Annotated in this window: 5 protein-coding genes; all 5 read left to right on the plus strand. The window is 63.1% G+C overall.

The window, feature by feature from the left end; translation table 11 throughout:
* Window positions 1-56 precede the first annotated feature (56 nt).
* Window positions 57-227, plus strand: a complete 171-nt coding sequence (hemP, locus tag VOI29_RS23690) for a hemin uptake protein HemP (protein WP_323784256.1) — start codon at window positions 57-59, stop codon at window positions 225-227.
* A 10-nt stretch (window positions 228-237) separates the two neighbouring features.
* Entirely contained in the window at window positions 238-717 is a 480-nt protein-coding gene (locus tag VOI29_RS23695) for a hypothetical protein (protein ID WP_323784250.1), read from the plus strand.
* Between the two features lie 28 nt (window positions 718-745).
* On the plus strand, window positions 746-2014 hold the full coding sequence (locus VOI29_RS23700; RefSeq protein ID WP_323784252.1) for an imelysin family protein: 1269 nt from the start codon (window positions 746-748) through the stop codon (window positions 2012-2014).
* A gap of 188 nt (window positions 2015-2202) precedes the next feature.
* Window positions 2203-2496 carry a (2Fe-2S)-binding protein gene (locus VOI29_RS23705; RefSeq protein WP_323784258.1) on the plus strand — a complete coding sequence of 98 codons (294 nt, stop codon included), beginning with the start codon at window positions 2203-2205 and terminating at the stop codon, window positions 2494-2496.
* Window positions 2444-2927: bacterioferritin (gene bfr, locus VOI29_RS23710; RefSeq protein ID WP_323784254.1), on the plus strand; the 484-nt coding region annotated here is incomplete at its 3' end. The genes VOI29_RS23705 and bfr, both read left to right, overlap by 53 nt.

A 2927-nucleotide genomic window follows, 5' to 3' on the forward strand; every position in this document is an offset into this window, starting at 1 on the left:
GGTTTTTGTCTGGAATGGCTTCTGGACAGGGCGGAATTCAGCAATGGGCGAAAGATATGAACCAGATTGCCTCCAAGCCGGTGCCGACCACCGCAACCACCGAAGTTTTCCCCACCTACCACGCCGTGGATCTGACCCGCGGCGGCGCGCAGGCCCGCATTCTGCTGAACGGGCAGATCTATTCGCTGCGCATCACCCGCGCAGGCAAGCTGATCCTGACCAAGTGAGCTGACCGGCATGAGCACTGCGCACCCCTCTCCCCGCGGCGGCGTGACCGTCGGCACCCTGTCCGAGCTGCCGCCGCTGGAAGCCGGCGCGGTGATCTATCTGCGGCACTGGTTTTCCGGGGCCGAGACCCGCGACCGGATGCGCCGGGACTTCGAGGTGAACTTCGGCCCGGAAATGGCCGAAGCCGCGTTTGAGGCCTTTGGCTCTCTTTGCAATTTCTGCGCCGCCCATGGCCGCCGCCCGCTGGTGCGCCACGGCATGACCTGCAAATGCCTGGGCGCGGATGAAAACTGCTTTGCCAACCTGCTGGCCTCCGCGGCCGAGGGGCAGCGGGGCGATGCGCAGATCCTTGCCGCGCTGCTTGTGACGCCGCGCAAAGCCTCCGAGCTGACGCGGCTGGCGTCCGATTGCGGCTTGCTGATGCAGCAGATCATGGCGCCGCGCCCGCCGCTGCAACCGGCCCGGCCCGCCACCGCAACGCTTCACTGAATTGAATACAGACCTAAGGACTTAGCTGATGAAATCCCTGTTTCTCACGGGCACTGCCCTTGCCGGTCTCGCCTTTGGCGCCACCGCCGCCGCCGCCTCCGGCAAGACAGACGTGCTGACCAATTACGCCAATATCGCCGAGGCCAAATACCAGGACAGCCTGGCCACCGCGCAGCTGCTGAAAGCCGCCGTCGATACACTGATTGCGCAGCCGTCGCCCGAAAACCTGGAAGCTGCGCGCAGCGCCTGGATCGCCGCCCGCGTGCCCTATCAGCAATCCGAAGTGTTCCGGTTCGGCAATGCCATCGTGGATGACTGGGAAGGCAAGGTGAACGCCTGGCCGCTGGACGAGGGCCTGATCGATTATGTCGACGCCTCCTATGGCGGGCCGAGTGACGAAAACACCCTGGCGGCGCTGAACGTGATCGCCACCCCCAGCTTCGAGCTGTCGGGCAAGGCGATCGACGCCGCCAAGATCACCCCCGAACTGCTGGAAGGCGCCCTGCACGAGGCTGATGGTGTCGAGGCCAATGTGGCCACCGGTTACCACGCCATCGAATTCCTGCTCTGGGGCCAGGATCTGAAGGGCACCGAACATGGCGCCGGCGACCGCGCCTGGACCGACTATGCCGTCGGCGATGCCTGCACCGGCGGCAACTGCGGCCGCCGCGGCGAATACCTGCAGGCGGCCACCGATTTGCTGATCTCCGACCTGGAGTGGATCGCCGCGCAATGGGGGGCCGGGGGCGACGCCCGCACTGCGCTGCTGGCCGACGAAAACGCCGGCATCACCGCCATGCTGACCGGCATGGGGTCGCTGTCCTATGGCGAACAGGCGGGGGAGCGGATGCGCCTGGGCCTGATGCTGAACGACCCGGAGGAAGAGCATGATTGCTTCTCCGACAACACCCACAACAGCCACTACTACGACGGCCTCGGCGTGCAGAATGTCTATCTGGGCGAATATGTGCGGGCGAACGGCGAGCTGGTCTCCGGCGCGTCTCTGTCGGACCTGGTTGCCGCCAAGGACGCCGGCCTGGACGCCGAGATGCGCAGCAAGCTGTCCACCACCATGCGCGCGCTTGGACGCATCAAGACCGCCGCCGAAGCAGGCCTGTCTTATGACCAGATGCTGGCCCGGGGCAACAAAGCCGGCGAAGCGCTGGTGATGGGCGGCGTCAACGGGCTGATCGACCAGACCCGCTCGATCGAGCGGGTGGTAGCCACCCTGGATCTCGGCGGCGTTGCCATCGAAGGCTCCGACAGCCTCGACAACCCCTCTGCGGTTTTCCAGTAGGAACCCCGGCAGCTGGCAACGGCGGGCCGCGGTTTCTGCGGCCCCGTCTTGCAGGCGGGATGCTGCCTCACGCTGCAATCCCAAGTATTTTACTCTGGAAAAACCTTGAATCCCCAGCAAATCTGTCGGATATATTTCCCAACGGAATCACTTGGCCATTCAGGCCGCCGGGCAAGGACGCGAACCGCATGATCGTTTGCCACTGCACACAGATATCGGACCACGACATCCGCGCCGCTATCGACTGGATGCGAAATGCTGATCCCGAAACGATAATCACTCCGGGCAAGATCTATCACGCCCTGGGGAAAGCCGCCGATTGCGGCGGTTGCATGCCTCTTTTCCTCGACACGATGCGTTCCAGCAGTAATCTGGAAGTACCTGCGCAGCTTGCAAATTTAGGCGCAGCATCAATTCGGGAGAAAAGTAATGAAGGGCGACGCCAAGGTCATCGACTATCTCAACAAAGCGCTGCGCCATGAGCTGACCGCGGTCAGCCAGTATTGGCTGCACTACCGGCTGCAGGACGATTGGGGCCTGGGCAGCATGGCCAAGAAAAGCCGCGAAGAAAGCATCGAGGAGATGCAGCACGCGGACAAATTGATTGAAAGGATTCTGTTCCTCGGCGGCCACCCGAACCTGCAGAAGCTTGACCCGCTGCGGATCGGCCAGACGCCGAAAGAGACCCTCGAATGCGACCTTGCCGCCGAAGTGGACGCCCGCGCGCTTTACAAGGAAGCCCGCGAAGCCTGCAACAAAGCGGGGGACTACGTCACGCAAAAGCTGTTTGAAGAGCTGATGGCGGACGAAGAAGGCCATATCGACTTCCTCGAAACCCAGCTTGAACTGCACGACCGGATCGGTGCCGAAAACTATGCCCAGCTCAACGCCACCAAGATGGCCGAGATCGAAG

This window comes from Leisingera sp. (assembly GCF_034669605.1).
In the GTDB taxonomy this organism is placed as follows: domain Bacteria; phylum Pseudomonadota; class Alphaproteobacteria; order Rhodobacterales; family Rhodobacteraceae; genus Leisingera.

What these genes read in the sequence shown, in the direction of transcription:
- VOI29_RS23700 (WP_323784252.1), top strand. Translation starts at nt 746, where the DNA reads ATGAAATCCCTGTTTCTCACGGGCACTGCCCTTGCCGGTCTCGCCTTT.
- hemP (WP_323784256.1), top strand. Translation starts at nt 57, where the DNA reads ATGAACCAGATTGCCTCCAAGCCGGTGCCGACCACCGCAACCACCGAA.
- VOI29_RS23695 (WP_323784250.1), top strand. Translation starts at nt 238, where the DNA reads ATGAGCACTGCGCACCCCTCTCCCCGCGGCGGCGTGACCGTCGGCACC.
- VOI29_RS23705 (WP_323784258.1), top strand. Translation starts at nt 2,203, where the DNA reads ATGATCGTTTGCCACTGCACACAGATATCGGACCACGACATCCGCGCC.